Genomic DNA, 6,746 nt, shown 5'->3' with positions numbered 1-6,746 from the left:
CGCCGCAACTCCCCCAACACACAAGACGGGGTGAAACCCCCGGTGTCCCCCCCCCCCCCGGCCTTCTTGGTAGCGGGGACAGGATTTGAACCTGCGACCTCTGGGTTATGAGCCCAGCGAGCTACCGAGCTGCTCCACCCCGCGTCGGAAGCACCGACCATACGGCACCGAGGGCAGCAACGGAAATCCATTAGCTACCCGCTGTCGGGTCCACGGCCTCCGGCGGGCGCGCACGGCCAGGGTCGCCCACACCGTGACATGCCCGAGCCGCCAGGGCGGCACCGTGATGCCCCCGACGTTCACGGCGAGGTAGCCGAGGAAATGGTCCCACCAGGTCGGCTCGTCCTAGGTCCGTAGGCAGCACCATGGCGGTCGCCGAGACTCCCACCGGCACGCCGGCAGCAGCACCGACCACAGCCGTGCCCGTCGGCGGCGGCCGCAGCTGACGGGGACGTGCTCGGTCAGTCGGAGAACCCGAGATGCAGGATGGTGGCCCAGCTGTCGGTGACCAACAGCAGGTTGCGGCACCATATGTCGTCGCGCAGGTACGGGCCGCTGACGTCGCCGGCGCTTCGGACAGGCCCCAGATGTGCTTCGATGACGTCGGCGACGCTATCGGCGAGTTCGCCTGCCCCCCGGATTTCAGCGGGCGTACGCACGTTGGGGTCCGAGAACCTCTGGGCGGAGTGCATGAACCCGTCGATCACCTGTCGGCGGAATATGTCCCGCCAGGCCCCTGGTGACTCGAACGGGACGACCGACGGTCCTACCTGGTGTCCACCGGCCCCCGGGTGGCACACGGCTTGAGCGAGATCCTTCAGCCAGTCATGACCGGGTGTCACCCCAGCTACTGGGACCACATGGAACAGGCCTATGGACGACACCCCCCAGTTGCAGTCGTCGAGCAGTTCCTCGAGCGGTTCAGCTGCGACTGACACCGCGCCTGGAGCGTCGAGTGGGTTCAGCATGGGCGTCCGGGTCCTCCGTGCGGTTCTGCGCTTCGGCCTCAGTGTGTCAGCTGAGCACGTTCATGCCGCGAGGTTTTTGGGGCGTTCGACGAGGTGGGCACCGGTGATCGCGCGCCATGGGCCTGGGCGGCCTGGACGAGCTTGAACACCATCGCGAGCACCGCTGCCGGGCTGCCGGCGCCGCGGGTGGCCCTCCCCGCTGCCGGGTTCGGACCGGCCTACCGGCCTACTACCCGCAGTTGTCCGGCTGGAGCGAATGGACCTTTGCCCGCGTGAGCGTGGTTCGCTTGAGCACCTGGGCCCGGATGAGCCGGACTGTAGGTGGGATCGGCAGGGTGACGGGGGTGCGGCTCCACCGAAGCCACAGTGCCAGGTGGCCGAGCTCGGCGGCCTGGACGAGCTTGTCGAGGGACCACGCCTTCGTGCCCCGGTCCACCTCGATGCTGATCAGCCGTCCCTTGCCGGAGCGGTGCCGCAGTTGCAGGTCGAGGCGCCCGGTCCGGCCCTGCCGGGTGGCGGTGGGCAGGTTGACCTCCCGCTGGACCTCATATCCCTGGTCGGTGGCCCAGGCGGCCACCGAGTTGGTGAAGAAGGCGGTCACCTCGGGGGTGGACAGGTCAGTGAACTGCTGGCGGTTGAGCCAGGCCCGCAGGGAGTTGGCGGCGGCGTCGAGCCCGGCTTCTGGCATGAGCGACAGTCTGCCCTGCGGAACTGACAGCTCGTCACGCCTTCGGCTGATCCTGGCCTTGGCCGTCCGGCGGACGGGTCCACGAGGTGCCTCCCTTAGCTTGTTGTTTTACCTCCGGTGATCGACTCCGAGATGTTCGATCCGGTCACCCACATGGGGATTTTCCGGACGTGGAGACGACCTCCGCCTGACGCTGTGTGATGTCGAGTCGCACAACGGAGCCGGAGGTCGTCGGTGTCGAGTGTCGCCCATGAAGCCGTTCGCCAGCACGCAATTGCGGAACTGTCCTCCTTTCGGCTGGACTTGTACGCGGCGATGCCCCGCCGAGCGGACGCCCTGTTCGAGGTGGCCGACGCGCTGCTGTGCGCCGACGGGCCGGTCCGCGCCCTGGTCGAGCTGACGCTGGCACCCGAGCACCGCCGCTCGCACGGCTCCCTCTACGCCGCCTTGACCCGGGGCGAGCTGGATCCGGCCAGGCTGAGGACGGCCATCGCCGCCCGCAGCCTTCCGCGAGGGCCGGGCGGACGGATCGTTCTCGCCGTCGACGTCTCCGCGTGGCTGCGTCCGGACGCCAACACCAGTGACGCCCGTTCGTTCTGCCACACCTACGGCCGACGCGAGAACACCCACGAGATGGTGCCCGGCTGGCCGTACTCCTTCGTTGCCGCCCTGGAGGAGGGCTCGACCTCGTGGACGGCCCTGCTGGACGCACAGCGCCTGGAACCCGGCGCGGACACCGCGGCCGTCACCGCTGCCCAGCTGCGCGAGGTCCTGCGCGGCATCTTCAACGCCGGACACTGGAAGCTCGGCGACCCACCAGTGTTGATCGTGGCAGACGCCGGCTACGACGGCCCGCGCCTGGCCTGGCTGCTGCGGGACCTACCCGTCCAGATCGTGGTGCGGATGCGCTCCGACCGCGTCTTCTTCAACCCCGCGCCCGACGACTACCGGGTGGGCCCCAAGGGCGGCCAACCCCCGCGCCACGGAACCCGGTTCGCTTTGGCCGACCCTACGACCTGGCGCGATCCGGACAGTGACAACGAGCACACCACCCGCCGCTACGGCACCGCCCGCATCCGCGCCTGGCACCGCCTCCACCCACGTGTCTGGCGACGCTCCGCTTGGAGCGACCACCAGGGCCAACTCCCCACCATCGAGGGGACCCTGATCCGCCTCGACGTCGACCACCTGCCCTCCGGCGGCACTCCGAAGCCGGTCTGGCTGTGGTTCTCCGACCCCACACCCTCCGGTGAGGACACCGACACCGCCTGGCACGCGTTCCTGCGGCGCTTCGATCTGGAACACACCTTCCGGTTCCTCAAGCAGACCCTGGGCTGGACCCGCCCCCGCCTGCGCGATCCCGCCGCGGCCGACCGCTGGACCCACCTGGCCCTGGCCGCCCACACCCAGCTCCGCCTCGCCAGACCCCTCGCCGCCGACCTCCGGCGGCCCTGGGAGCGACCCCAGCCCGCCGACCGGCTCACCCCCGCCCGGGTCCGGCGCGGGTTCCGCAACATCCGCACGCGCCTGCCCTGCCCCACCTCTGTTGCGCGACCCTCCCGCCCCGGGCCCGGGCGCCCACCCGGCCGGCCCAACCGCCGCCGAGCCCCCATCTACGACATCGGACTCGCCCTGGTCACCAACCAGTAGCGAACAGGCAGACGAGAATCCGAACGCAACAGAAGATGATCACCGGAGGTAAAACAACAAGCTAAGCCTTGTTGAGCAAGGCGGCCTCAAATGGCCCTTCCCTCGGTAGATCCGGAAGTTAAGGATGTGCCCCCTTGATACCAATCAAATCCTGTCCGAGGAGCTTCACTTCAAGGATCTCGTCGACCAGACCGCCTGGTCCATATGCCACATGCCCGACAGGACTCACGCCGTCCCGAGCCGTCTCGCCGCCGCCCTTGCGCTTCACGGCGTAGGACGACGCGCACATCGGCCCGTCCGAAGTGGGAGCATCCGCTTGATAGATCACCGAGAACCGAGAACGGGTATCGCAGGACCATCCGCCCGGGTACAGCCGGGCGCCCGGTACGGGCATGGCGTTCGGTCGGTGGAGCAGTATCCGGCTCGGACAGGCTTGATCACGGGTGCCAGCGGGGCTGGTTGGCTCACGGTCACAGCCCCGCAGTACGAGTCGCTGGTGTCCCGCGGTGGCATGGCTTGAAAGTCGGGCTCGCGCCGTTCTTCGCGGACGCGGTGCCATGACAACCACGGCAACATCCGTGGTTGAGCTCGCCTTGTCGTGGGCTACGGGTACGGTGTCGATCAGCTGCTCTCCCCGCCATGCCCCCGCGGACCGGGAGTTCGGCGCTGTGTTTAGGGGCTACGCCGTGTCCGCGCCAGGGGCGGGCACGAGCACGGTTGGGGAGGGGCCACCGCGTCATGGATGCCAGAGAGACCACGTTCCAGCGCCTGATTCAGGGCGACAACCAGTTCCAGATCCCGCTGTACCAGCGCACCTACAGCTGGACCCGGGACGATCACCAGCGCCTTTGGAGCGACCTGATCGAGCAGGCTGCGGAACTGGCCGCTCCGCAACCCGGAGCCGTTGCCCCGGATTGCGAGGAGCCCGTTCGGCATTTCCTCGGGTCCCTGGTATTGGCTCCCCGGCCTCCAATTCCGGACACGGTGCAGCGGTGGGTCGTCATCGACGGCCAGCAGCGGCTGACCACGTTGATGTTGCTCGCGTGCGCCCTCCGCGATCACGTCCGCATCTTCGACGCTCCAAAGGCGGACCTGATTCACCGCCGCTACCTCATCAACGAGGAGGACTTCACCGGACTGGACCGGTACCGGCTCCTACCGACGCAGGCCGACCGCCCTTCCTACCTGGCGTGCGTCGACGGACAGGCGACGGCAGGTGGGGAGGACAACGTCGGTACGGCCTATCGGTTCTTCCGCGCGGCGCTGGCCGAGTACGACCCCGTTGGCGATTGGGAGGTTGTGCGGTTCGTCGACCTGGCGCTCAGGCACCGGCTGTCGTTGGTCAGCATCACAGCCGGTCCCCGTGACAACGTCTACCGGATCTTCGAGTCGCTCAATAACACTGGCGTCCCGCTGACCCAGGCGGACCTGCTGCGCAACTACGTGTTCATGAATCTTCCCAGGCTGAGCGAGGAGGTCTACGAGAAGCTGTGGCTGCCGATGCAGACGGAGCTCGGGCCCGACCGGATGGTGACCCTGGCGTGGCTGGACCTGATCCTGCATGGGGACAGCAGGGCGAAGCAGAGCGAGGTCTTCGTACTGCAGCAGCGCCGGCTCTCGGCCGTGGTTGCCTCCGGCGGTGAGCCGGCCCTTCGAGACGAGGTCGCTCGGCTCCGCCGCCTGGGCTCAGTTCTGCTGCGTCTCACCGAACCAGCCCGCGAGCCCCATCCTGGCCTGCGCGAGGTGCTGAAGCGCCTGGACGAGTGGGGCAGCGGGGTCCACTACCCTCTGGCACTCCACATCCTCGATCGGGTCGAGCAGGGCGCGACCGAGCCTGACGAGGCCGTCCAGGCTCTCTCCTATGTCGAGAGCTTCCTTGTGCGGCGCATGATCTGCTATGTCCGGACGAACAACCTCAACCGCGTGCTCGCCTCAGCTCCTTCCGAGCTCGAACAGGACCGGCCGCTGGCCGAGGCCGTCCGCCGGTACCTTTCAGGGCCGCGTCGCTATTGGCCGACCGATGCCCAGCTGCGGGACGCCGTGCGTACGCAGCCGTTTTACTGGCGGGGAAAGCATGAGCAGCGGTTCTTCGTCTTGCGACGCCTTGAGGAGAGCTACGCGGCCGCGGAACCTGTGGACTTCGCGCGAGCCCGTCTCACCATCGAGCACGTCCTGCCGCAGGCGCCGCCGCCTGAATGGCTCGAGCTGCTCGCGGAGGAGGTCGCCGACGAGGAAGGTCCTGAGGAGCTGCATGAGCTCCTCCTACACACTCTGGGCAACCTCACTCTGACCGGCGAGAACGGGCGGCTCTCGAATCATCTGTTCCAGCGCAAGCAGCAGATCCTTGATTCCAGTGCCCTGCGCATGAACCGCGAGATCGCGGCGGCCGATCGCTGGGGCAAGGCTGAGATCCTCGCCAGGGCCGAGCGCCTCGCCGACCGCGCCGCGGAACTCTGGCCCGGTCCCCTGCCTGCTGGCTTCGAGGAGACCGACGAACGCAGCGAATGGACCCTGCTCCGTCAGATCCTGGCAGGGATGCCAGCCGGATATTGGACGACGTATGGGGACGTTGCCGCAGTCATCGGCACCCACCCCCGGCCGCTCGGAACGTACCTGGCCACACGGCGAGGCATTCCTAATCCACACCGGGTTCTGACCGCCTCCGGTGTCCCGTCCCCAGAGTTCGCCTGGCTCGACGGGCGCACCGAGACGCAGCGGGAGGTGCTCGAACGCGAGGGAGTCCGCTTCCAGGGTGCCCGGGCGGACCTCGCACAGCGGCTGTACCCGGTGGATCTGGCCGGGCTCGCGGGGATGGAGGCGCCCGAAGCGGCGGCACCTTCCACGACTCCCTCGACCACCGACCGAGGCGAGGCTGCCGATCGTCCTGCCCGATTCCGGTCGCTGCTGATTGAGCATCAGCCTGATGTCGCAGACGGGGTGTTCGCGTTGCTGTCCGCATGGGAGGCGGATGGTGGCTGGCTGAGCTACGGATCGACCGAGGAGACGAGCTGCTTCCCGATGCTTCGTAAGGGAGGTGGCGCCCAGGGTGAGATCTGGCCAGTCGCGATCTATCCCCGCTCCGGCCGGGTCGAGGTGGTGTTCGAGCATCTCAGCCGCCGGGACCCGTTCACTCGGCCCGAGCTCCTGATAGGGCTGCTCGACCGAATCAACACAGTACCGGGCGTACACCTGAACGTCGATGTCGGAGAGTTCCGCCGCCGCCGTCCCAGCTTCCCGATCGACTTCCTGACCGGCGCCGGCCTCGAACGCTTTCGAGACGCCCTCACTTGGTTCTCAAAGGAGGTTCGAAGGGGGCAGGGTTGAGAGGCCTCCTCTCCCAGCGGTCTCTTGGAACTACCTGGCGAAACTCTGCACCTCATTCACGGGGCGAACAAGCCAGGAGTGCCCGGAAGCACGCCACCCAGTACAGCGAGGCCTAC

The 6,746-nt window shown here is 68.0% G+C and carries 4 protein-coding genes, 1 tRNA gene and 1 pseudogene; 2 read left to right on the top strand and 4 right to left on the bottom strand.

What is annotated here, in order from left to right; translation table 11 throughout:
- Window positions 1-67: 67 nt before the first annotated feature.
- The 4 genes and pseudogenes from ACZ6NC_RS19535 to ACZ6NC_RS19520 form a co-directional block, all read right to left on the bottom strand.
- Window positions 68-144, bottom strand: a tRNA-Met gene (locus ACZ6NC_RS19535).
- Window positions 145-461: 317 nt separating this feature from the next.
- A complete protein-coding gene (locus ACZ6NC_RS19530; RefSeq protein ID WP_465734348.1) occupies window positions 462-968 on the bottom strand; it encodes a hypothetical protein in 507 nt (168 codons plus the stop codon).
- 60 nt (window positions 969-1,028) lie between these two features.
- Window positions 1,029-1,162, bottom strand: a pseudogene (locus ACZ6NC_RS19525) (IS256 family transposase); the annotation flags it as partial.
- Window positions 1,163-1,197: 35 nt separating this feature from the next.
- The gene (locus ACZ6NC_RS19520; protein ID WP_465734346.1) at window positions 1,198-1,656 is read right to left on the bottom strand and encodes a hypothetical protein; all 459 of its coding nucleotides are present in this window, start codon (window positions 1,654-1,656) and stop codon (window positions 1,198-1,200) included.
- A 234-nt stretch (window positions 1,657-1,890) separates the two neighbouring features.
- Between ACZ6NC_RS19520 and ACZ6NC_RS19515 the strand changes: the two genes are divergently transcribed.
- Both ACZ6NC_RS19515 and ACZ6NC_RS19510 read left to right on the top strand, forming a co-directional pair.
- Window positions 1,891-3,306, top strand: coding sequence for an NF041680 family putative transposase (locus ACZ6NC_RS19515; protein WP_465734344.1), 1,416 nt, complete (start codon window positions 1,891-1,893; stop codon window positions 3,304-3,306).
- A gap of 738 nt (window positions 3,307-4,044) precedes the next feature.
- The gene (locus ACZ6NC_RS19510) at window positions 4,045-6,630 is read left to right on the top strand and encodes a GmrSD restriction endonuclease domain-containing protein (RefSeq protein WP_465734342.1); all 2,586 of its coding nucleotides are present in this window, start codon (window positions 4,045-4,047) and stop codon (window positions 6,628-6,630) included.
- Window positions 6,631-6,746: the final 116 nt, after the last annotated feature.

It is taken from the genome of Kitasatospora sp. NPDC041988 (assembly GCF_055588525.1).
This window is presented reverse-complemented; position numbering and strand designations above follow the sequence as displayed.

Excerpts from the sequence above, each read along its gene's own strand:
- ACZ6NC_RS19530 (WP_465734348.1), bottom strand. The coding sequence starts at position 968 with ATGCTGAACCCACTCGACGCTCCAGGCGCGGTGTCAGTCGCAGCTGAA.
- ACZ6NC_RS19520 (WP_465734346.1), bottom strand. The coding sequence starts at position 1,656 with ATGCCAGAAGCCGGGCTCGACGCCGCCGCCAACTCCCTGCGGGCCTGG.
- ACZ6NC_RS19510 (WP_465734342.1), top strand. The coding sequence starts at position 4,045 with ATGGATGCCAGAGAGACCACGTTCCAGCGCCTGATTCAGGGCGACAAC.